Source organism: Silvimonas amylolytica (genome assembly GCF_014645555.1).
In the GTDB taxonomy this organism is placed as follows: Bacteria; Pseudomonadota; Gammaproteobacteria; order Burkholderiales; family Chitinibacteraceae; genus Silvimonas; species Silvimonas amylolytica.
In genome coordinates, this window is sequence record NZ_BMLY01000003.1 from 380,810 (window position 1) to 401,826 (window position 21,017).

Here is a 21,017-nt window from a genome sequence, read left to right on the forward strand (position 1 = left end):
TCGATTGCGATGTTTTTAGTAGTGCAGACGCTATTGGATATAACTGACCCCCAAGGGATGTCAAGTCTATTCTCCAATACACGCACATTCTAGTAGCTTAACTTTACCGCGCGCAAATAAAAGGAATGTGAAATTTTGACAGCTTGTTGTCAAAATTGGTGTGTAAACCACACCATGTTAAACTCTAGCGAGTTTTGTCGCGCGCGCTTGTGCCCGCGTGGCCCCCACATTCTATAGATCAGGCCCCAGTCGGGCCGCAACGGCGGATCGATTCTACCAAGATGTCTGAACAGCAAAGCTTTGCCAAAGAAACGATTCCCGTCAGCCTTGAAGAGGAAATGCGCCGCTCCTACCTCGATTACGCCATGAGCGTGATTGTGGGGCGGGCATTGCCTGATGTGCGTGACGGCCTCAAACCAGTGCATCGCCGCATTCTGTATGCAATGCACGACACCAATAACGTCTGGAACCGCGCCTACGTTAAATGCGCCCGTGTGATTGGTAACGTGCTGGGTAAATACCACCCGCACGGTGACTCCGCAGCTTATGAAGCGCTGGTGCGGATGGCGCAGGACTTCTCCCTGCGTTACACGCTGATTGATGGCCAGGGCAACTTCGGTTCCATCGATGGTGATGCCGCTGCCGCCTACCGTTATACAGAGTGTCGTCTCTCACGCATTTCCAGCGAGTTGCTGTCTGATATCGACAAGGAAACTGTCGATTTCACACCCAACTACGATGAAAAAGAACTGGAACCGTCGGTGCTGCCGACACGCGTACCCAACCTCCTGGTCAATGGTTCCTCCGGGATTGCCGTGGGTATGGCGACCAATATCCCGCCGCACAATCTGACCGAAGTCATCAATGCCAGCCTGGCGTTGCTGCACAACGGTGAATTGACGGTGGATGAACTGATTGATTTCATCCCGGCGCCGGACTTCCCCACCGCCGGGATTATTTACGGCCTGGCAGGCGTGCGCGAAGGTTATCGCACCGGGCGTGGTCGCGTGCTTATGCGCGCCCGCACGCACGTTGAAGATATCCCGCGCAGTGCAGACCGTCAGGCGCTGATCGTGGATGAACTGCCGTACCAGGTTAACAAAGCGCGTCTGCTTGAGCGCATTGGTGAGTTGGTTCGTTCCAAACTGATTGAAGGCATTTCTGAAATCCGCGATGAGTCGGATAAATCAGGCATGCGCGTGGTGATTGAGCTCAAACGCGGCGAAGTGCCGGACGTGGTGCTCAACAACCTGTACAAGCAGACCCAATTGCAGGACAGCTTTGGTATCAACATGGTGGCACTGGTTGATGGCCAGCCGCGCCTGTTGAACCTCAAGCAGGTACTTGAAAGTTTCCTGAAGCATCGCCGTGAAGTGGTCACCCGCCGCACTGCGTACGAGCTGCGCAAGGCGCGTGAACGTGGGCATACCCTGGAAGGTCTGGCCGTTGCGCTCTCCAACGTGGATGAGATCATCGCCCTGATCAAGGCCGCCCCGACGCCGCCGGAAGCGAAGGTTAGCCTGATGGCGCGCGTGTGGCGCTCGCCGCTGGTAGAAGAAATGCTGGCGCGTGCGGATATGTCTGCTTCCCGGCCGGATGGCCTGGGCGAGGGCTTTGGCCTGGGTCGCGATGGTTATCGTTTGTCTGACGCCCAGGCGCAAGCCATTCTGGAACTGCGTCTGCAGCGTCTGACCGGTCTGGAGCAAGACAAGATCGTCTCCGAATACAAAGAGATCATGGAAAAGATCCTTGATCTGCTGGATATTCTGGCGCGCCCGGAACGTGTGACCGAGATCATCGGCACCGAACTGGAAGAAGTGAAAACCACGTTTGGCGATGCACGTCGTTCCGAAATCGTGGCACATGCCGAGGACATCAACCTCGAAGATCTGATTACCCCGCAAGACATGGTGGTCACGCTGACCCACGGCGGTTATATGAAGGCTACGCCGACCGAGGAGTACCGTGCGCAGCGTCGTGGTGGCCGTGGCAAGCAAGCCGCAGCAACCAAAGAAGATGATTTCATCGACAACCTGTTTGTCGCCAATACCCATGATTATGTGTTGTGCTTCTCGTCCCGTGGCCGCGTTTACTGGCTGAAGGTGTATGAAGTGCCGCAAGGCGGCCGCAACAGCCGTGGCAAACCGATCAACAACCTGCTGCCGCTGGAAGAGGGCGAAAAGATCAACGCGATCTTGCCGGTGAAGGAATTTACCGACGACCAGTTTGTGTTCATGGCCACAGCAGACGGCACGGTTAAAAAGACCCCGCTGACTGCGTTCTCTCGTCCGATGCGTCGCGGCATTATCGCCATCAACCTGGAAGAGGGTAATTACCTGGTTGGCGTTGCGCTGACCCGTGGCAAGGGCGGTGCGCTGGTGGATGAGGAAGGCGGCGCCGAAGAAGAGACGACGGTGGTGGAAGATGAATCGCTGGAAGACGGCGATCAAACCGTCGTTGCTGTCGAAGGCGATCAAGTCATGTTGTTCTCTGACGCGGGCAAGTCGGTCCGTTTCAGTGAAGACAAGGTCCGCCCGATGGGCCGTAACTCGCGCGGCGTGCGTGGCATGAAGCTGGGTGAAGGCCAGAAACTGATCTCGCTGCTGGTTGCCAGCCCGGAAAACACGACGCAACAAGTGCTGACTGCCACCGAGAACGGCTATGGCAAGCGTACCCCGGTGGGCGAATACCGTCTGACCAGTCGCGGCACCCAGGGCGTGGTTGCTATTAATACTGGCGAGCGTAACGGTAAGCTGGTGGCAGCAACGCTGGTTGAAGAGTCTGATGACGTGATGCTGATCACCACCGGTGGCGTGCTGATCCGTACCAAGGTTGCGGAAATTCGCGAAACCGGTCGTGCGGCGCAAGGTGTGCGTCTGATTAACCTGGATGACGGCGAATCGCTTTCTGGTCTGGAAAAGGTGGTTGAAGCCGATTCGGACGATGAAGTTGAAGGCGAAGATGCTGCCGCAGCCGCCGCTGGCAATGCCGAAGCCGGCGCAGCAGACCAGCCCGGCCAGCCTGAGCAAGAGTAACCAGCTGTGATGGCCGCCCGGAATTTTTCAACCGGGCGCTTCAATATGCCGCAATCTGCAACGCGACCGCCTTCAAGCGGTCGCGTTGTGTTTCTCTGGAGTGACGACCATGAATGGCTTGTGGCTACCGGTAGAAGAACCGGTGTTTTTCGAACAGTTGCAGCAGTGGTTCATGGGTCTGCCGCATTGTCGTGAGCTGGGCATGGAGTTTGCCAATGCCGAGCGCGGCCGTGTCACCCTGAAATTGCCGTTCAGTGAAAAACTGATAGGCAACCCACATACCCGTGTTATTCATGGCGGTGTGGTCACGTCCTTGATCGATACGGCCAGTGGCGCCGTTATTTACTCATTATTGCGCGCACCCGAGCCCGTTGCGACGCTTGATCTGCGCATTGACTACCTGCGCCCGGCACGGCCTGATCTACCGGTGTACTGCACTGCGGAATGCTATCGGTTGACCGATCATGTCGCCTTTACCCGTGCTACAGCGTATCAGGATGATCCGGAAAAACCTGTCGCTCATGGCGTCGCGACGTTTGCCCGGGGTATGGAGCCCAAAGGCAGCAGCGGTATTTCCGGCGGAGGACAGCAAACATGAGTGCACTGGCCAATATCCAGACCATTGACGACCTCTCCCGGGCGATTGCCGCGATTCCTTATGCCAGCCTGTTGGGTATCCAGGTCCGTGAGGAAGAGGGGCAACCCCTGTTTTACCTGCCATTCCAGAACCACAACATTGGCAATACGATCTTGCCCGCGTTGCACGGCGGGGTGATTGGCGGCTTTCTGGAAAATGCCGCTGTATTGCACCTGATGTGGCAACGCGAAGGCGAGGGGATACCGCGGGTCATCGATTTTTCGATTGATTATCTGCGTACCGGTCGCGCGCAGGATCTGTACGGCCGCTGCGAGATCGTGCGGCAGGGCAAACGCATTGCCAACGTGCTGATGACCGCCTGGCAAGACGACAAAACCAAACCCGTGGCGCAAGCCCGTGCGCATTTTCTGCTGGCCTGATGTCAAGCTGGCACCAATAGCAATCAGCCTGGTCTGATATGCCGTGGATTTTACAGTTCTGTTTACCCCGTATTTGCCACAGATGGATAAAATGAACCTCCCGGCCGCTTCTGGCCGAGAGACATGCCAACAAGGATCACCATGACCCAAGTCTACAATTTCAGCTCCGGCCCGGCCGTACTGCCCCGGGATGTTTTGCTCACCGTTCAGGCGGAAATGACCGATTGGCATGGTTCTGGCATGTGCGTCATGGAAATGAGCCATCGCGGTAAAGAGTTCACCCAGATCATTCACGAAGCCGAGACGGACTTTCGCAAGCTTCTGAATATTCCGGCCAATTACAAAGTGCTGTTCTTGCAAGGCGGTGCGCACTTTAACTTTGGGATGGTGCCGCTCAACCTGGCCACCGAGTCGTCGGTTGTGGATTACGTCGATACCGGCCACTGGTCGCGTATTGCCATCAAGGAAGCCCGTCGCTACGCCAAAGTCAACGTTGTTGCCTCCAACGAAGACCGCAATGGCACTTACGTGCCGGATGTTGCGTCCTGGAAGCGCAGTGACAACGCCGCGTACCTGCATTACTGCTCGAACGAAACCATTGGCGGTGTTGAATTCCCGTCAACGCCAGAGGTGGATATCCCGCTGGTTTGCGATATGTCTTCCAACATTCTGTCGCGGCCACTGGATATCTCGCGTTATGGGCTGATCTACGCCGGTGCGCAAAAGAACATCGGCCCGTCCGGGATGACGCTGGCCATTATTCGCGAAGATCTCTTGGGTAAGGCCCGTGTCGGCACACCGACCATGCTGGATTATCAGGTCCACGCCGACGCTGACTCGCTCTACAACACGCCACCAACCTTTGCCATCTACGTCGCTGGTCTGGTGTTCAAGTGGTTGCTGGCGAACGGTGGCATCGGCGCAATGGAAGCCCGCAATATCGAGAAAGCGGCACTCTTGTACGAAACGATTGATAACTCCAATGGTTTCTACAATTGTCCGGTAGAGCGCCCGTTCCGCTCTCGTATGAACGTGCCGTTCCGTCTGGTCGATGAAGCGCTGGATGACGCATTTCTTGAAGGTGCGCAGGCGCATGGTCTGCTGCAACTGAAGGGGCATCGTTCTGTGGGCGGTATGCGTGCCTCCATCTATAACGCCATGCCGCTGGAAGGCGTGCGTGCACTCACAGAATTCATGCGTGACTTCGCGCGTAGCAAATAAAACCTGATTACCCCGGGCGGATCGGCGGGTACACGGCCGGTCTGTCTGAGGTCCCGGGCTGAGGTACACTGCACCCTGGTGCAATCCATTTGCATATTGAACAAATAAAACATTGCCACAGGAGAGGGCATGTCTGACGAGCTGCTCAAGGGCCATCGCGAAGCAATCGACCGCATTGACGCGGAAATTCTCAAGCTGTTGAACCAGCGTGCCGAGCACGCGCGCACCATTGGCGAGATCAAAGGTGGTGGCGTGGTGTATCGCCCTGAGCGCGAAGCTCAGGTGCTGGCACGCATCAAGTCGCTCAACATGGGCCCGTTGTCGGATGAAACCGCCGCCAAACTGTTCCGTGAGGTGATGTCCGCGTGCCTGGCGCTTGAGCGTCCGCTGACCATTGCTTATCTCGGCCCGGAAGGTACTTTCAGTCAGGCTGCTGCAATCAAGCATTTTGGTCACGCCGCCGAAACGCTGGCCTGTGGCTCGATTGACGAAGCATTCCGTGCCGTCGAATCGGGTTCTGCCGACTATGTGGTTGCGCCGGTTGAGAACTCCACCGAAGGTGCCGTAGGCCGGACGCTGGATCTGATGGTCAGTTCTCCGCTCAATATCTGTGGTGAAGTGGTGTTACGCATTCATCATCACCTTTTGCGCAAAGGTGATGGTGTTGCCGGTATTTTGCGCGTGTATTCGCACGCCCAGAGCCTGGCGCAATGTCATGAATGGCTGAACAAGAACCTGCCGGCGGGTGTTGAGCGGATTTCAGTTGCCAGCAACGCCGAGGCCGCGCGTCTGGCCAGTAAAGAGCCCAACAGCGCCGCCATTGCGGGCGATGCTGCCGCGGAGCGTTTTGGCCTGACCCGGCTGGCCCAGAATATTGAAGACGAACCGAATAACACCACGCGCTTCCTGGTGCTGGGAGGTCAGCAAACCGGCCCGTCGGGCAAGGACCGTACCTCGCTGGTGGTGTCAGCGCCTAACCGTCCGGGCGCACTGGCCTCTCTGGTAGAACCGCTGGCAAGCAACGGCGTATCAATGAGCAAGTTTGAGTCCCGCCCCAGTCGTACCGGGTTGTGGGAATACGTGTTCTTTATTGATGTAGAAGGGCACGTGTCTGAATCGCGTGTGGCCAATGCGCTGACTGCGCTGGGCAACGTTGCAGCATTTGTGAAGGTGCTGGGCTCTTATCCGCAAGCCGTGATTTAAGCGGTGTCAGATCTGAAACTCTGGATTGCGCTATGAAATCAGTCGTGGTGTTTTGTGGTTCACGCAAGGGCGAACGGCCAGAGTACCTGGCCGCTGCGCGTGAACTGGGGCAAGTGCTGGCCGAGCGTGAACTGACGCTGGTTTACGGCGGTGGTCGCGTGGGCCTGATGGGCGCGGTGGCAGAAGCCGCACTCGATGCCGGTGGCAAAGTCATTGGGGTGATTCCGGCCTTCATGCGTGAGCGTGAACTGGCGCTGGCGCAGTGTACCGAGTTGATTGTGGTTGACTCCATGCATACCCGCAAAGCGCGCATGGCTGAACTGGGCGACGCATTTATCGCCATGGCAGGTGGCTTTGGCACCTTTGATGAACTGTTCGAGATTCTGACCTGGGGTCAAATTGGCATTCATGGCAAACCGGTCGGTTTGCTGAATACCGCCGGCTATTACTCGGCGTTGCGCCAGTTTCTGGAACAGACGGTGACTGAAGGCTTTGTGCACGATGGTGAGCTGGCCAAACTGCAAATGGCCGATACCCCGGTCGCACTGGTTGAGCGCCTTGCTGTCACACCCGTATTGCCGGCGCGCTGGCAAAAAGCCGACCTGTTCAGCAAGACCTGAACCCGATATTCAACCTTCATGGTGCAGTCATCCGCTGACTGCGCCCGTTTTTACACAACATGATCTGGTGATAGACGATGTCCCTGCGTGACCTGGCTCCTGACTATGTGCGTGCCATTGCTCCTTATCAACCTGGCAAGCCGATTGGCGAGCTGGCCCGTGAAATGGGCCTGAACCCTGACGACATCGTCAAACTGGCATCCAACGAAAACCCGCTGGGTATCAGCCCCAAAGCCAAAGCGGCGCTGGAGCGCGAGATCGCCGAACTGGCCCGTTATCCAGATGGCAACGGTTTTGATCTGAAAGCCGCAGTGGCCAAAAAGTACAATGTGGACATGAGTCAGATCGTACTGGGCAATGGCTCTAACGACATTCTGGAACTGGTCTCGCATGCGTTTCTGACCAGTGCCGATGCGGCTGTTTACTCGCAATACAGCTTTGCGGTGTACGCGCTGGCCACGCAGGCAGTGGGTGCAACGCGCATTGAAGTGCCGGCGGTGGAGTATGGCCATGACCTGCCAGCCATGCGTGCTGCCATCACCCCGAACACCAAGGTTGTGTGGATTGCCAACCCCAATAATCCGACGGGCACGTTGGCCCGCCCTGGCGACCTGGTGGAGTTCCTGGAAAGTTGCCCGGCCCACGTGCTGGTCGTGCTCGATGAGGCATACACCGAATACCTGGCACCGGAGAAGCGCCCGGATACGCTGAACTGGCTGGCGCGTTTCCCTAACGTGATTGTGGTGCGCACCTTCTCCAAAGCCTATGGTTTGGCGGGCTTGCGCGTTGGTTTTGCGCTAACCAGCCCGGAGGTGGCAGACGTTCTTAACCGTGTGCGTCAGCCGTTCAACGTCAATAGCCTGGCGCAAGCTGCAGCCTGCGCCGCACTGGAAGACACCGTCTTCCTGGACGAATCCCGCCGCGTGAACGATGCCGGCATGAAGCAATTGACCGACGCGTTTGTACACCTGGGCCTGCCGTTTATTCCGAGCTACGGCAACTTTGTGACCTTTCACTGCGGTGATGCCGCAGCGCTGAACCAGTTCTTGCTCAAGCGAGGCGTGATTGTCCGTCCGATCGCAGGTTACGGCATGCCAGACAGCCTGCGGGTGTCGATCGGCTTGCCAGAAGAAAACGCACGGTTTATCACCGCGCTGGAAGAAGCGCTGCAAGACTAACCTTGATGGTCGATTGCGAAAAGCCCGGTTAATCCGGGCTTTTTCTTTTTGGATGCGTCCGAGCGGTGTACCGGTTTATGGGGTCATACGGACCACCACTTTGCCGAACGCACCCCGTTCCAGATGGGCCAGCGCTGCCGGCAGGTCTGCCAGGGCGTATTCGGCATCGATTACCGGCTTGATGCCTTTAAGGTCGATCCACTGCGCCAGCTCCCGCAACGCCTTGCGGTTGCCGACGCCAATGCCTTCGATACGGGCACGGCGGGCGAACATCTGCGGTGTTGGGATCTCTAGCTGAAAACCTTCAAACACGCCAATGATGGCGATGCGTCCGCCTATCGCCAGTGCATCCAGCGTGTGTTTTATGTTCTCGCCCCCAGCCAGTTCAATGGCGTGATCCACGCCACGGCCTTCGGTTGCCGCCAGCACGGCAGCGGGCCAGTCGGGCTGGGTGCGATCAATCACGTGCTGCACGCCCAGCGCTTTGGCTTGCGCGCGTTTCTGTGCACTGGCGCTGGTCAGCACCACTTGCGCACCGTGACTGAGCGCAAGCTGCGCGGCAAACAACGCTACGCCGCCGCTGCCTTGAACCAACACAGTCTGACCGGCTTGCAGATGCCCCGTGTTAACGAGCGCAAACCACGCAGTCAGGCCAGCGCAGGTGAGTGTGCTGGCGGCACTGTCATCCAGTGTTTCGGGCGCGTTGACGAGGTGATCTTCATGCAGGACCAGATATTGGCTAAACACGCCGGGTAGTGGCCCGCCAAATGCAGTACCCAGCGTCGGGGTGGTGGGAAGCGGGGTATCCAGCCACGTGGTCCAGAAGGTGTTGATCACCCGTTGGCCCACGCCCACCCGGCTTACGCCGGGGCCAATCTGCGCCACCGTCCCGGCCATGTCCGAGCCCGGTACAAAAGGGAATGCCAGTTGCGAGCCCATGCCGTTGGCGATCGTCAGTTGGTCCCGGTAGTTGAGCGAGACCGCCGCTACCTTAACCAGTACTTCATGCGGGCCAGGCTGCGGCACCGGGACCTCGACCAGTCGCAGTTGATCGCGGCCGAATCCGGCCATTTGCCATTGTTTTGCAGTTTGCGTTGCCATGATCAGTTCCTCGGGTTTGTTGGGGTACTGTCATGGTATTGGCGAAAATATCGCCGGTGTTGTGCTATAAATTCGCATGAATGTAGACGTATTGGAACCAATCTATGGCCGGGCTGGAGCGACTGAGTGGCATTGCGGTTTTTGCACAGGTGGTGGAGTCCGGCAGTTTCAGCGCCGCCGCCGGACGGTTGCATCTGTCGCGCTCTGCTGTTGGCAAAACGGTGGCGCGGCTGGAGGTGCGGCTCGGGGTGCGGTTGTTTCATCGCACCACGCGCAATCAAAGCCTGACCGATGAAGGCCAGATGTTCTATCAACGCTGTTTGCGCGTACTGGCAGAACTGGAAAACGCCGAAGATGAACTGGCGCAAGGCCAGCATGAACCCAGCGGCCGTATGCGTATCACCATGCCGGTGTTGTTTGGCCGCCGTTGCGTCGCGCCGGTATTGCTGGATCTGGCCGGGCGCTGGCCACGTCTGCAACTGGAGCTGGCATTCAGCGACCGCAAGGTCGATCTGGTGGAAGAGGGCTTTGACCTGGCCATCCGTAGCGGGCCGCTCACCGACACGCCCGGTCTGAAAATGCGGCCATTGGGCGCGCACAATATGCTGATTTGCGCGGCACCGGCCTGGCTGGCACGCCATGGCACGCCGCGCACGTTGGCAGATCTGGCTGGGCAACAGGCCATTTTCTATGGTCGCACGACGCACGACGCAGAATGGGTCTTTCAGGGTATGGCTGGCGAAGCCATTCCGGTGCGGTTGCTGCCACGCATTGCGCTGGATGATCTGGATGTGATGATGCAGGCGGGCTGTCAGGGCCTGGGTCTGGTACGGCTGCCCGGCTGGCTGGCGGCAGACGCCCTGGAGTCCGGGCAACTGGTTGAGTTGACCTTTGCCGAGCGTACCCAGTCCATTCCAGTGCATGCCCTCTGGCCGCACGCGCCACAAACGCCGCTCAAAGTGCGCTGGGTACTGGATGCCTTGCTGGAACATGTTTCGCCCATCTTGCGAACATCCACGCAACAAGGCGCGCCGGTACTGGATGACGTCGGGATGAAAACCTAAAATACGGCATGGCCCGGGCCAGCAGGTCACTACGCCCGGCATGACACACACTACTGGTGCGGCATGACGCTTGCCGTGTCCGTTCAACCCACAACACGTGGCCACAAGCTGCGTGCAGGATGACGATTAACCATGTTGAAAACGCTGGAACAACGCTTTCGCGCGCTGGAAAGCAGCGTGGATTTCTGTTCTTTGCGCTATGTCGAGGAAGAAACAGAAAGTCTCGCCGTACGCCAGAACATTCCGCAGCCGGTCGGCCGCAGTCTTGATCGCGGCATCATGATCACCGTAATGCATCAGGGTGGCTACGGCTATGCCGCTACGCCAGATCTTTCTGATGCCGGCGTCACCGCCGCATTTGAACGTGCCAAAGCCTGGGCCTTGGCGACTGCTCACCGTTCGGTATTCGATTACCGTCAGATTGCCCCACCTAACCCCACCGGCCGTTACCTTGGTCCGACCGCAGACCAACCGCTGAACTGGCACCGCAAAGACTTGATGGCGCTGCTGATGGATGAATCGCGCGCCTGCCAGATCGACGAACGTATTGTTGACTGGGGTGCCAACGTCGACCGGCTGGAAGTGCGTCAGTTGTTCCTGACCTCCGGTGGCGGGGCTGTCGAACAGCATTACCGTGCGGTCATCCCGTCACTCTCGGCCACCGCATTTGCAGATGGCGATTCGCAAACCCGCAGCCTTGGGGGCCAGTACAACGGGTATTGCCGCCAGGGCGGCATGGAAGTACTGACCCAGTCTGGTCTGTATGGCGCGGGCAAACGTGTGGCGGATGAAGCTTTGCAGCTCTTGCTGGCGCCCAATTGCCCGAGCGGCAGCATGGATCTGCTACTGATGCCGTCGCAAATGATGCTGCAAATCCACGAAAGCATCGGCCATCCGCTGGAGCTGGATCGTATTCTGGGTGACGAGCGCAATTACGCGGGCACCAGCTTTGTCACGCTCGATATGTTTGGCGAATACCGCTATGGCTCGCCGCTGTTGAACGTCACTTACGACCCGTCACGCACCAATGAATTTGCGGCCTACGGTTGGGATGATGACGGCAATGCCGCCGAAAAAGCCTTCCTGATCCGCGATGGCATGCTGGAGCGCCCGCTGGGTGGCGCGATCAGCCAGGCACGCGCCGCAGCCGAAGGCAAACCAGTGCAGGGTGTGGCCAATAGTCGTTCCAGTAACTGGAATCGTGCACCGATCGACCGCATGGCCAACCTCAATGTGGAGGCGGGTGACAAAACGCTGGACGAACTCATCGGCGGCATCGAGCACGGTGTGTTGATGGATACCAATGTGTCCTGGTCGATTGATGATTCGCGCAATAAATTCCAGTTCAGTTGTGAGTGGGGCCAGGTCATTGAAAACGGCCAGCTCAAGGGCGTGGTCAAGAACCCGGGCTACCGCGGGATTTCTGCCACCTTCTGGCGCGCGCTCAAGGCGGTGGGCAATGGCACAACGGATGACGTCATGGGCACGCCGTACTGTGGCAAAGGTGAACCCAACCAGGTGATTCGCGTGGGGCACGCTTCCCCGGCGTGTGTGTTTGGCAATGTCGAGGTATTCGGGGGAGAGGGCGCATGAGCCAGCAACAATCACAACAGCGCGCACACTTCTTCGCGCTGGCCGATCACGTCCAGCATCGTCTGCAGGCGGGTGAGGGCTATACCCTGTGGCTGGAAGGGGAGACCTCTGATTTTGTGCGTTTCAATCACGGCCTGGTCCGTCAGGCAGGTCAGGTGGCACAGGCGTATCTGACGGTGCGCCTCGTATATGGGCAGAAGCATATCTCGCAAAAGATCGTGCTCTCTGGCAATGCCTCGGATAACGACGCCATTGACGGGGTGATCACCGACCTGCGCGCAGCCCTGGCCGATGTGGAAGAAGATCCGCATCTGTTGCTGGCGACCGAGGTTCAGTCGACTGAGTCTGTCGCAGCCAACCAGTTGCCGACAGCCGAGCAGATGGTGGCTGATATTACTGATGCCGCAGCGGGGCTGGATCTGGTTGGCATTCTGGCCGTTGGCCCGGTGTACTACGGCTTTGCCAATCAACTCGGTCAACGCAACTGGCAGGAAACCGCCAGCTGGAATTTCGACTGGAGTTTGTACTCGCACGGCGACAAAGCAGTGAAACGTGGCAGTGCCGGTTTTGTCTGGGACAAACACGCCATCCGCGCGGAGATTGAAGCCGCCCGCACACAAGCTGCGCTGCTGGGCCACGCGCCCAAGTCGCTCACACCCGGCGCGTACCGAGCCTATCTGACGCCCGCTGCATTGGGCGAGATTGTCAGCATGCTCAACTGGGGCGGCTTTTCTGAAAAAAGCATGCGAACCAAGCGCAGTCCGTTGCTCAGGTTACTCAGCGGGTCCGCGTTCTCTGAGCTTGTCAGCATGCGTGAAGACACCTCAGGTGGCCTGGCACCCCGTTTCCAGCAAGAAGGTTTTATCAAGCCTGATCACGTGGCGCTGATTGATCACGGCAAACTCTCTGGCAGCCTGATCAGCCCGCGTACCGCCCGCGAGTACGACGTGGCTGGCAACGGGGCCGATGGTTCGGAAGCGGCGGCTTCCTTTAGCTTGCTGGGCGGCGAGTTGCCACAGGCGGACGTGCTCAAGGCGCTGGGCACCGGTTTGTACGTCAGCAACCTGTGGTACCTGAATTACTCGGACCGTGCCGCAGGCCGTTTGACCGGCATGACCCGTTTCGCCTGCTTCTGGGTGGAAGACGGCGAGATCGTTGCGCCGCTGAACGTAATGCGTTTTGATGACACGCTGTTCCGCATACTGGGTAGCGAGCTGGAAGCGCTGACCCAAGAGACCACATTCCTGGCCGATGCGGGCAGTTACGGGGGCCGGAGCAGTGCCAGCATGAATCTGCCCGGTGCCTTGTTGCGAGAGTTGAAACTGGTGTTGTGACGGGTGTGTGGTACGCATAAAAAAAGCCCCGCAGATGCGGGGCTTTTTGTTGGCAATGCCGGATCAGAACGACTTCTGCAGCGATTTCATGTCAATCACGAAGCGGTACTTCACATCGCTCTTGAGCATGCGCTCGTAGGCATCGTTGATGTTCTGGATGTCGATCACTTCAATATCGCTGACGATATTGTGCTCGGCGCAGAAATCCATCATTTCCTGGGTTTCGGCAATGCCGCCAATGCACGAGCCGGCAATCTGCCGACGGCGCATCACCAGCGGAACGGTCTGCAGTACCGGCTCGACCGGGCCCAGCAGGCCAACCAGCACCAGCGTGCCGTCACGCTTGAGTGTATTGGCATACGGGTTCAGGTCATGCGAGTACGGCACGGTATCCAGAATGAAGTCGAATGCGCTGGCAACGGCATCCATCTGGGCCTGGTCAGTCGACAAAACGACGTGATCTGCACCAAGGCGACGCGCTTCGGCTTCTTTGCCCGGCGAACGGGTAAACAGCGTGACCTCTGCACCCATGGCCTTGGCAAATTTCAGGCCCATATGGCCCAGACCGCCCAAACCCACCACGGCGACCTTGCTGCCCTTGCCCACTTTCCAGTGCTTGAGCGGGGAGTACGTCGTGATGCCGGCGCACAGCAGCGGCGCAGCGGCTTTGATGTCGATCTTTTCAGAGACATTCACCACAAACTTGTCGGACACCACGATGCGCTCGGAGTAACCGCCAAAGGTGGGCATGCCGTCGTGACGATCCAGCCCGTTGTAGGTCGGGGTCGGGTATGCCTCGCAATATTGTTCCAGCCCTTCAGCACATGCTGCGCAATGCTGGCAGGAATCGACCAGACACCCCACGCCGACCAGATCGCCTTCCTTGAACTTGGTGACCTTTGCGCCAACGCTGGTCACGCGGCCGACGATTTCGTGGCCTGGCACCATCGGATAAATACTGTTGTGCCAGTCGTTGCGGGCCTGGTGCAGGTCAGAGTGACAAACGCCGCAATACAGAATGTCGATCACGACATCATTGGCGCGCGGGTCACGACGGGTGACCAGCGCAGGGGCCAGCGACGAGGTAGCCGACTGCGTGGCAAAACTGCGAATATTCAAAGCCATGATTTTCTCCTGTCATGTTGCGGTCATCCCCGCCGGCAGGCAGGGAAACTGCTGCGTATTATTGAAGAGTATGCCGCGCTCTTGAATGCCCGTTTCTGCGGAACACTTGCCTGATTCTGCTGATCCGCACCACAACATCTGTCGCGCACGCGCATACGCTGATACATTCGTCCAGCCTTGTTTCCTGCTTGTGACAAATACATGACCGCCAGTGCCTTACCTGTTAACCAGCGTCTGTCTGAGCTGATTTTGCAATTGCAGCCCGGATACGGCATCAGCGAAACCAGCTTGCCCGGTGTGGTCTTGATGCGTGTTAATCAGGATACGCCACGTATTCCCGTGTTCTACGAACCCGGGATATTCGTCATCGCCCAAGGGCGCAAGGTGGGCTATCTGGGCGAACACTGCTGGCAGTATGACGCGCACAATTATCTGGTCATGTCAGTGCCGCTGCCGTTTGAGTGTGAGACACAGATTCACGGCGCCGAGCCATTTCTGGGCGTGCGTATCCCGGTAGATGTGGGCTTGTTGCGAGAGCTGCTGTTGCAGATGGAAACACTGCCGGATTCTCCGCCGTCTGAGGCGAACCCGGATATCCCGATGGCATCGGTGCCGCTGGATGTCATTCTTGATGACGCAATCATTCGGCTGATGCACTGCCTGCAAAACCCGCTGGAAAGCCACGTGCTGGGGCCGCAGTTGATTCGGGAGATCGTCTTCCGTGCCTTGCAGGGTAGCCAGGGTAACGCACTGCGTGCCGTTGCCGGTCGTCAGGGCAACTTCAGCCGCATGGCCCGCGCGCTGCGCCGCATGCATACCGAATATGCGTCTGCGCTGGATATCGATACGCTGGCGCAGGAAGCAAACATGAGTGTCTCGGCCTTCCATCACAACTTCAAGGCCATGACGTTTACCTCGCCGTTGCAGTACCTCAAACGCGTACGGCTGCATAAAGCGCTGTTACTGATGGTGCAGGATGGCCTGAATGTCAGCGCTGCTGCTAACCGGGTTGGCTATGAAAGCCCATCCCAGTTCAGCCGCGAATTCAAACGCTGCTTTGGCCGTAGTCCGGTCGAAGAGGTCGGGGCGGCGCTGGCGCAATAACTCGCCGCTGAAGGTCTGGTTGACAGTTCATCCGGGGCTAGTGAGCCCATGCACAGTTTTGTGCAGCCAGTTACAAGCTGATGTATTTGCGGGTCGTCCCAGCGTGAAACGACCCCGTTATTGGCTTATGTGGGTACAAAACCCCGCAGATACCAATAACCCAGGAGATACATCATGAAAAACATTTCCCGTTTGTTGCTCGCAGTTGCCGGCACTTTCATCTTTGTGGGTGCCCATGCTGCCGATACCGCGACCGAAGTCCAGCGTGATACCAACCAGCAAACCCGTATCGAGCAAGGTCTGCAAAATGGGTCGCTGACCACCAAAGAAGCCGGCAGACTGGAGCAAGATGAATCCCGCGTGGATCGCGCGCAGGCCAACGCCGAACGCAACGGCAACCTTTCTCCTGCGGAGAAAACCCGCATCCAGCGTGATCAGAATCAAGTGAGCCAGGCCATTAACCGTGATGAAACCAATGGCGCGCGCGGCAACCCCAATTCGGCGTCCAGCCAGCGGATGCAGGCCGACGTACAACGCAATGTCAATCAGGACCAGCGTATTGAGAACGGCGTAAAGAGCGGAGCGCTGACCAACCGTGAGGCCGGCAAACTTGAGCGCGGCCAGGCGCACGATGATCACCTGCAAGCGCGCGCAGCCCGCAATGGCCATGTGGGCGGCGGCGAGCAGCGTCACATCCAGATGGCAGAGAACCACCAGTCCAACCGGATCTACAACAAAAAACACAATGATGTCGTGCGCTGATCAGGGTGATGTTATGACCAAAAAAAACGGGCACTTGTGCCCGTTTTTTTGTTTTGCGTTCGCGCAGGATCAACTTGCTTTCATCTCTACCCGATCCGGATAAAACGCCAGATGTTCCTTGATCTGCGCCACAGCATCGTAGGGTGTTTCATACGTCCACACGGCGTTCAACCCGCGCTCTGCGTCGGCGGCGATGTTGTAGTACGAACACTCGCCTTTGTATGGGCAGTAGGTCTGGTGGCTGGAGCGCGCCAGCAGTGCCATGTTGACGTCTTCACGCGGGACGTAAAACACCGGCGGATAACTGGCTTCCCGCAAGGTGAGGGCATTGTGTGTATCGGCGATGGTTTCGCCCCATGCTTTGATCACTAGATGTTTGCCGTCATGCGTGATGGCGATCGGGTGATCCGGGCCGGGAATCTTGATGGTGCGTTCAGACATGAGATGCCACTCCTTGGGCGCTGTGTGCATACATGAGGATGTATGCAACACAGGGCAAGGCTTGCCAGTCATTTGTGAGTGGCATGCCCGCCGGACGGTAGGCGCAGGTCTTGCTTGACCGGACGGCTGCAACCGGGGAAAGATCGCCATTTCACCTGGCCGCACTGCTGTGATCATCAGTCTGGCGCAATGGGTACGGAGAGAGCATGGCGCAGAACATTTACGATAACCCTGAGTTCTTTGCCGGCTATAGCCAGATACCACGCCAGACACGGGGACTGGATGGTGCACCGGAATGGCCCGCTATTCGCGCTATGCTGCCAGACCTGAAAGGCGCGCGTGTACTGGATCTGGGTTGCGGTTTCGGCTGGGCGACACGCTGGTTGCGCGAGGAAGGTGCAGTCTGTGTGCTGGGCCTGGATCTGTCGCAAAACATGATTGACCGTGCCCGCAGCATGACGACAGACCCCGGCATCACTTACCAGATTGCCGATCTCAATACGCTGGCGCTGCCTGAGGGGGCGTTTGATCTGGTCTACAGCGCGCTCACGTTTCATTACGTCGCCGATTTCGGCCAGCTCATTGGCGCTATCCGCAACACGCTGGCGCCAGGTGGCCGGCTGGTATTTACCATCGAGCACCCGATTTTCATGGCATCAGAGCGCGCGCAGTGGATCAAGGATGAAGCGGGCCACAGGGTGTGGCCAGTCAGCGCTTATGCCGAAGAAGGTGAGCGACGAACTGACTGGTTTGTCGATGGCGTGATCAAGTATCACCGCACCCTGGCAACAACGCTCAACACGCTGCTCGGCGCGGGCTTTCAGATCCGCCAGGTGAACGAATTCGCGCCAGATGCGGCACAGATTGCACACCAGCCAGAACTGGCCATCGAGCGCGAACGGCCGATGTTTCTGATCGTTTCGGCTTCGACCTGACAGGCGTTTATGATTCAGCCAGGCAGACCTTGTTGCGACCGCTACGCTTGGCCTCGTACAGCGCCATGTCGGCTCGGGCGAGGAGCGAGGCTGCGGCTTCACCCTCACGCAGTTCAGCTGCGCCGATACTGACTGTCAGGCGTACATCCGGCAATGCCGGCCATTCATGTTCATGGACCGTCGTGCGGATGCGTTCAGCAATCTGCAACGCACCGCTCAACTGCAGGCCGGGTAACAAGAGCGTGAATTCCTCGCCACCATAACGGGCAATGAATTCGTCGCTGCGGCAGGCGGTGGCAATCAGATGAACCACGCCTTTAAGGACCTGGTCGCCCTGAATATGGGTGAAGCGGTCATTGATTTCCTTGAAATGATCAAGGTCAATCATCAGCACGCATAAAGGCCAGCCGTCGTTGCAGGATTCTTCATGTAGTCGCGCCAGACGTTCTTCCAGCGCACGGCGGTTCCAGGCGCCTGTGAGGGCATCGGTTTGTGCCACGCTTGATAACGTCTGGATGGTTTGCTCATGCGTTTGGACACGCGCCAGCAGCCGGTGGTTTTCGTGGCGGGCACGCTCCAGTTCCATGCGTTGTTCCAGTCGTGCCAGCCGGCGTTGCGTCGCGTTTTGTACCTTTTGCTCGTTCAGTCGCGCCATTTGCGATTCCAGCGCCTGGTGCCAGGCACGGTGGTGATGCAATGCCGCTTCGAACTGGCCAAACGCCTTGTTCACTGCATAGAGCTTGTGGTGTATTCGCAGAACAAGGCTGGGGGCGTTCAGGATCAACGCATCATCCAGTGCCTGATGGAGTTGCGTCAGCGCGTCGGCCGGCTTGTTCTGGTGTTCAAGCAAACCAGCCCAGGCGATGCGGGTAATGATTTCGCCCCATTGCTGGCGCTGGGAGCCCTGTTCGCAGGCATCCAGTGCTTCATCAATCCAGGTTTGGGCGGCAGCATAGTCGCCGTTGCGGGTATGGGCTTCGGTGTAATAGGCCGCCAGTTCGATCTGCCAGACGGCCTTGCCACGGGCCTTGGGCAGGGCGTCGTGGGCGATCTTCAGCGCCACAAACGCGCTGGGAGTCTGCTCCAGGCGCAAGAAATCTGCGGCCAGGCACAAATAGGTCGCGCAATAGATGGTCGGGTCATAAAAGGTATGACCATACTCGGCGGAGCGTAAATGGTGCGTCTTGGCGGTTTCAAAGTCGCCCAGCGCAAAGTGGATCTTGCCGATACCCAGATGGCTGCGTACACACAATGCAGTGTTTCTGGCCGCGATGGCCAGTTCCAGGCACTCCACCCAATAGCGCATGGCCTGATCAAAGCGGCCTTGCAGCAATACGCTGTCAGCGGCTTGATCCAGCGCGACGGGCAAATCATTGACCAGCCGATGGCGGCGGGCCGCTTCAATCGCGCGTTCCAGTATCGGGGTGCCGGTTTCCACTTGCCCCTGGTACATGAGTGTGAGCGCGTGGTAAAGCCGTGCACGGGCCAGCGTAGCGTGGCTGTGCAGTACGGCTGCTTCTTCGGCGATATTCAGTGCGACACGACGCGCTTCTTCCGGCGCGCTCAACAGCATGTCGGCAATGAGATCAAGCTCTGTATCCAGCAAGTGCGAATGGCCGCTGTGCGTCATGGTTGTTCCAGCGGGTTCATGCTGGGCAAACGCGCCAGCACCGGGGCCTTGAGTACGCTACGCAGCGCTGTTCTTGGGTCATGCACACGGCAGGCACGCAGGCAGATGCGTGCCGCGGGGCCTTGCATGTGCCGGATCAGTTCTTCCAGCTCAACCACAAGCGACTCCAGCACGCTATGTTGTTGGTCTGCCGGTACCACCAGCACAAAACTGGCGGTGGAATAGCGTGCGGCATGACACGATTTGTGGCGGGCAAAAATAGCCAGGCGCCGGCCGAGGTCGGACAACACCTGGTCGCCAATCGCAAACGAATAGTGCTCACTGATTTCGTTCAGGTTTTCCAGCCGGATATTCAGCAAGCTGGTGGCCTGGCCATCCAGCCGCAACAATTCTTGTTCCAGCCCGCCGCGTTCAATGGGCGAGAGGTCGGCACGCAAGGCCAGGCGAGCCTGATTGGCCGCACGTTGCTGTGTGGCGGCCTGGCGCTCTTGCAGGAGATCGTTTTCCTTGCGTGCCTGAATGACCTCAAGCCGCAACTGCAACTGGGCCAACCGACCAGGTGAGGGACGGCAGCCTGGTTCGTCCAGCCGTTTCAGGTAAGCCAGCCGTGTATGGTGGTACGCCTCGTGGGCAGCCAGTGCTGCGTCGAAATGACCACGCGCTTCTTCCGAGGTACACAACACCAGATACAGCGATTGCAGCAAGTGACCCGTGTCAAATTCGTGGGCAATGGAGATCGCTTCTTGCAAGTCGCTCACCGCGGCTTCATAGCGACCGCTGTTGCGGTGCAAACGGGCTAGCTCTTTCAGACATTGCACCGTTACCCAGGGTGAATCTGAACTGCGTGCCAGTATCAGCGCTTCGTTCAGCTCTCGTTGGGCACGCTGGCTGTTGCCATTCTGGAAAGCATGCAAGCCCTGGTAATAGAGCGTCTCTGCCCACCAGGTGGGTTCATGCTCGGGCGTGATCAAGTCTTGTGCGACCTGCAGCAAGGGCAAAGCCTGATGCGACATATGCTGGCGCACGTAATCACCCGCCAGCGCAATGGCGCACTTGGCTATGGTGGCCGGGTCTTTGCTTTGGCAAGCAAATTCATAAGCTTGCCGACGCAGGCTCAGCGCATGTTGCGCGTCTTCAATCAGTTGGTAGTAGTTGCCGATACCAGCGCAGGCGAGCGCGGCCAGTTCGGTCTGGCGGCTCATCATGGAAATTTCCAGGCACGCCATCCAGGCATCCAGCGCACCCGCGTAGCGACCCAGACCACGCTGGCATTCGGCCATCATCCACAGCGCCTGTGCGCGCTCTGAGGGGGCATTCTGTAGCAAGCGCAAAGAACGGCGGGCCGCATTCAGGCCCTGCGCAAATTGCCGACGGCCCCAATGGGCCTGGGCTTGCGTAATCCAGCATTGCGCCAGTTGCGTGTGTTCCTCAGGCGCCACATGGCGACGCGCCCGCCGCACCAAATCAAGCGCGCGCGACTGATCAGAGCCAACGCAACGTTGCGCTTCTTCAATCAGGGCAGCTGGATCAGGTCTAGTCACTTTTGGCGGCTTGTCTAACAGGCGGTTGAGGCAGTGTATATTAGAATTTGCTTCCTTGCGTTTTTAGACAGTAGCCTCGCTAAAAATGTGGGTTTTTTGCCAAAAATGACCTT

18 protein-coding genes are annotated in these 21,017 nt (G+C 58.2%); 13 read left to right on the forward strand and 5 right to left on the reverse strand.

All coding sequences use genetic code 11. The features are described from left to right. Positions 1 to 266: 266 nt before the first annotated feature. The 7 genes from gyrA (at position 267) to hisC (ending at position 8,274) form a co-directional block, all read left to right on the forward strand. The gene (gene gyrA, locus IEX44_RS11485; protein ID WP_444544661.1) at positions 267 to 3,035 is read left to right on the forward strand and encodes a DNA gyrase subunit A; all 2,769 of its coding nucleotides are present in this window, start codon (positions 267 to 269) and stop codon (positions 3,033 to 3,035) included. A 109-nt stretch (positions 3,036 to 3,144) separates the two neighbouring features. Beyond that, positions 3,145 to 3,633, forward strand: a complete 489-nt coding sequence (locus IEX44_RS11490; protein WP_188693494.1) for a PaaI family thioesterase — start codon at positions 3,145 to 3,147, stop codon at positions 3,631 to 3,633. Beyond that, a complete protein-coding gene (locus IEX44_RS11495; RefSeq protein ID WP_188693499.1) occupies positions 3,630 to 4,052 on the forward strand; it encodes a PaaI family thioesterase in 423 nt (140 codons plus the stop codon). The genes IEX44_RS11490 and IEX44_RS11495 overlap by 4 nt, the downstream gene beginning before the upstream one ends. A 141-nt stretch (positions 4,053 to 4,193) precedes the next feature. Further along, entirely contained in the window at positions 4,194 to 5,273 is a 1,080-nt protein-coding gene (serC, locus tag IEX44_RS11500) for a 3-phosphoserine/phosphohydroxythreonine transaminase (RefSeq protein ID WP_188693500.1), read from the forward strand. 129 nt (positions 5,274 to 5,402) lie between these two features. After that, a complete protein-coding gene (gene pheA / locus IEX44_RS11505; RefSeq protein ID WP_188693503.1) occupies positions 5,403 to 6,476 on the forward strand; it encodes a prephenate dehydratase in 1,074 nt (357 codons plus the stop codon). A gap of 32 nt (positions 6,477 to 6,508) precedes the next feature. Further along, positions 6,509 to 7,096 (forward strand): LOG family protein, encoded by a 588-nt coding sequence (locus IEX44_RS11510; RefSeq protein ID WP_188693506.1) that lies wholly within the window; start codon positions 6,509 to 6,511, stop codon positions 7,094 to 7,096. Positions 7,097 to 7,173: 77 nt separating this feature from the next. After that, positions 7,174 to 8,274 (forward strand): histidinol-phosphate transaminase, encoded by a 1,101-nt coding sequence (hisC, locus tag IEX44_RS11515; RefSeq protein WP_188693509.1) that lies wholly within the window; start codon positions 7,174 to 7,176, stop codon positions 8,272 to 8,274. Positions 8,275 to 8,349: 75 nt separating this feature from the next. On the opposite strand, the gene IEX44_RS11520 is transcribed toward hisC, so the two are convergent. Further along, the gene (locus IEX44_RS11520; protein WP_229678998.1) at positions 8,350 to 9,375 is read right to left on the reverse strand and encodes a zinc-dependent alcohol dehydrogenase family protein; all 1,026 of its coding nucleotides are present in this window, start codon (positions 9,373 to 9,375) and stop codon (positions 8,350 to 8,352) included. 104 nt (positions 9,376 to 9,479) lie between these two features. Between IEX44_RS11520 and IEX44_RS11525 the strand changes: the two genes are divergently transcribed. The 3 genes from IEX44_RS11525 (at position 9,480) to IEX44_RS11535 (ending at position 13,366) form a co-directional block, all read left to right on the forward strand. After that, positions 9,480 to 10,439 (forward strand): LysR family transcriptional regulator, encoded by a 960-nt coding sequence (locus IEX44_RS11525; RefSeq protein WP_188693512.1) that lies wholly within the window; start codon positions 9,480 to 9,482, stop codon positions 10,437 to 10,439. A 132-nt stretch (positions 10,440 to 10,571) separates the two neighbouring features. After that, positions 10,572 to 12,032, forward strand: coding sequence for a TldD/PmbA family protein (locus tag IEX44_RS11530; RefSeq protein WP_188693513.1), 1,461 nt, complete (start codon positions 10,572 to 10,574; stop codon positions 12,030 to 12,032). Further along, positions 12,029 to 13,366, forward strand: coding sequence for a TldD/PmbA family protein (locus IEX44_RS11535; RefSeq protein WP_188693518.1), 1,338 nt, complete (start codon positions 12,029 to 12,031; stop codon positions 13,364 to 13,366). Before IEX44_RS11530 ends, IEX44_RS11535 begins: the two co-directional genes overlap by 4 nt. Before the next feature lie 63 nt (positions 13,367 to 13,429). On the opposite strand, the gene IEX44_RS11540 is transcribed toward IEX44_RS11535, so the two are convergent. Then, a complete protein-coding gene (locus IEX44_RS11540; RefSeq protein ID WP_188693520.1) occupies positions 13,430 to 14,491 on the reverse strand; it encodes an NAD(P)-dependent alcohol dehydrogenase in 1,062 nt (353 codons plus the stop codon). 201 nt (positions 14,492 to 14,692) lie between these two features. Between IEX44_RS11540 and IEX44_RS11545 the strand changes: the two genes are divergently transcribed. Further along, a complete protein-coding gene (locus IEX44_RS11545; protein ID WP_188693524.1) occupies positions 14,693 to 15,595 on the forward strand; it encodes an AraC family transcriptional regulator in 903 nt (300 codons plus the stop codon). Between the two features lie 174 nt (positions 15,596 to 15,769). Continuing rightward, positions 15,770 to 16,357, forward strand: a complete 588-nt coding sequence (locus tag IEX44_RS11550) for a hypothetical protein (RefSeq protein WP_188693527.1) — start codon at positions 15,770 to 15,772, stop codon at positions 16,355 to 16,357. Positions 16,358 to 16,426: 69 nt separating this feature from the next. Here the strand turns inward: IEX44_RS11550 and IEX44_RS11555 are convergent, their stop codons facing one another. Beyond that, positions 16,427 to 16,798, reverse strand: a complete 372-nt coding sequence (locus IEX44_RS11555; protein ID WP_188693530.1) for a DUF427 domain-containing protein — start codon at positions 16,796 to 16,798, stop codon at positions 16,427 to 16,429. Between the two features lie 206 nt (positions 16,799 to 17,004). On the opposite strand from IEX44_RS11555, the gene IEX44_RS11560 reads away from it, so the two are divergent. Next, positions 17,005 to 17,733 (forward strand): class I SAM-dependent methyltransferase, encoded by a 729-nt coding sequence (locus IEX44_RS11560; protein WP_188693532.1) that lies wholly within the window; start codon positions 17,005 to 17,007, stop codon positions 17,731 to 17,733. Positions 17,734 to 17,740: 7 nt separating this feature from the next. Here IEX44_RS11560 and IEX44_RS11565 read toward each other — a convergent pair whose 3' ends face one another. Together IEX44_RS11565 and IEX44_RS11570 are read right to left on the reverse strand one after the other, a co-directional pair. After that, entirely contained in the window at positions 17,741 to 19,363 is a 1,623-nt protein-coding gene (locus tag IEX44_RS11565; protein WP_188693535.1) for a GGDEF domain-containing protein, read from the reverse strand. Then, positions 19,360 to 20,904, reverse strand: a complete 1,545-nt coding sequence (locus tag IEX44_RS11570) for a diguanylate cyclase domain-containing protein (protein WP_188693538.1) — start codon at positions 20,902 to 20,904, stop codon at positions 19,360 to 19,362. Before IEX44_RS11570 ends, IEX44_RS11565 begins: the two co-directional genes overlap by 4 nt. Positions 20,905 to 21,017 lie beyond the last annotated feature (113 nt).

What these genes read in the sequence shown, in the direction of transcription:
- IEX44_RS11490 (WP_188693494.1), top strand. Translation starts at nt 3,145, where the DNA reads ATGAATGGCTTGTGGCTACCGGTAGAAGAACCGGTGTTTTTCGAACAG.
- IEX44_RS11495 (WP_188693499.1), top strand. Translation starts at nt 3,630, where the DNA reads ATGAGTGCACTGGCCAATATCCAGACCATTGACGACCTCTCCCGGGCG.
- serC (WP_188693500.1), top strand. Translation starts at nt 4,194, where the DNA reads ATGACCCAAGTCTACAATTTCAGCTCCGGCCCGGCCGTACTGCCCCGG.
- pheA (WP_188693503.1), top strand. Translation starts at nt 5,403, where the DNA reads ATGTCTGACGAGCTGCTCAAGGGCCATCGCGAAGCAATCGACCGCATT.
- IEX44_RS11510 (WP_188693506.1), top strand. Translation starts at nt 6,509, where the DNA reads ATGAAATCAGTCGTGGTGTTTTGTGGTTCACGCAAGGGCGAACGGCCA.
- hisC (WP_188693509.1), top strand. Translation starts at nt 7,174, where the DNA reads ATGTCCCTGCGTGACCTGGCTCCTGACTATGTGCGTGCCATTGCTCCT.
- IEX44_RS11520 (WP_229678998.1), bottom strand. Translation starts at nt 9,375, where the DNA reads ATGGCAACGCAAACTGCAAAACAATGGCAAATGGCCGGATTCGGCCGC.
- IEX44_RS11525 (WP_188693512.1), top strand. Translation starts at nt 9,480, where the DNA reads ATGGCCGGGCTGGAGCGACTGAGTGGCATTGCGGTTTTTGCACAGGTG.
- IEX44_RS11530 (WP_188693513.1), top strand. Translation starts at nt 10,572, where the DNA reads ATGTTGAAAACGCTGGAACAACGCTTTCGCGCGCTGGAAAGCAGCGTG.
- IEX44_RS11535 (WP_188693518.1), top strand. Translation starts at nt 12,029, where the DNA reads ATGAGCCAGCAACAATCACAACAGCGCGCACACTTCTTCGCGCTGGCC.
- IEX44_RS11540 (WP_188693520.1), bottom strand. Translation starts at nt 14,491, where the DNA reads ATGGCTTTGAATATTCGCAGTTTTGCCACGCAGTCGGCTACCTCGTCG.
- IEX44_RS11545 (WP_188693524.1), top strand. Translation starts at nt 14,693, where the DNA reads ATGACCGCCAGTGCCTTACCTGTTAACCAGCGTCTGTCTGAGCTGATT.
- IEX44_RS11550 (WP_188693527.1), top strand. Translation starts at nt 15,770, where the DNA reads ATGAAAAACATTTCCCGTTTGTTGCTCGCAGTTGCCGGCACTTTCATC.
- IEX44_RS11555 (WP_188693530.1), bottom strand. Translation starts at nt 16,798, where the DNA reads ATGTCTGAACGCACCATCAAGATTCCCGGCCCGGATCACCCGATCGCC.
- IEX44_RS11560 (WP_188693532.1), top strand. Translation starts at nt 17,005, where the DNA reads ATGGCGCAGAACATTTACGATAACCCTGAGTTCTTTGCCGGCTATAGC.
- IEX44_RS11565 (WP_188693535.1), bottom strand. Translation starts at nt 19,363, where the DNA reads ATGACGCACAGCGGCCATTCGCACTTGCTGGATACAGAGCTTGATCTC.